Origin of the sequence: Pseudoalteromonas sp. MMG006 (assembly GCF_018101025.1) — a bacterium.
GTDB lineage: Bacteria > Pseudomonadota > Gammaproteobacteria > Enterobacterales > Alteromonadaceae > Pseudoalteromonas.
The window spans coordinates 1-513 of the sequence record NZ_JAGJEJ010000054.1 but is presented as its reverse complement, the minus strand read 5'-3'; the positions used below and the strand labels follow the sequence as shown (position 1 = coordinate 513).

At 52.4% G+C, this 513-nt stretch carries 1 protein-coding gene; it reads right to left on the bottom strand.

Annotated features, from left to right (window positions below; all coding sequences use genetic code 11):
- Positions 1–513: Ig-like domain-containing protein (locus J8L73_RS19150; protein ID WP_211019468.1), on the bottom strand; the 513-nt coding region annotated here is incomplete at both ends.

Sequence of the window (513 nt, the reverse complement as noted above, 5' to 3'; positions counted from 1 at the left end):
CTGGTTAACTCAAGTGTCGGTGCAATGGTATCTATTTCACCAGTGCCTGTGGCCGTGGTGTCGTTGCCTGCCACATCTTCAACACTCGCACTAATAGTGTATGCACCTTCTGCAAGTGCTACCGGTACAGGGATTGACCACGTACCATTAGCAAGTACGGTGGCACTCATTGTTTGCGCTACGCCGTTGCTGTCGGTGACAACAATAGTGACTTCACTTCCCTGCGGTGCATCGCTTGTGCCTGCAATCGTTGGCGTGGTGTCGTTGCCCACACCGTTGTCGGTAATAACAAGGCTCGGGCCAGTAAGGTCTATCTGACCTGTCTCAGTGGCACTGCCTATATTCCCTAGGCCATCATCTACCTCGGCGGTTACCGTGTATTCACCTTGCGCTAAATCAGCTGGGGCATCGACGCTCCATACGCCACCGGTGACGGTCGTATCAACAGTCGTAATATTTCCTGCACTGTCTTCAAACGTTAAGCTGATGGTAGTGCCATCGACTGCATCGCTT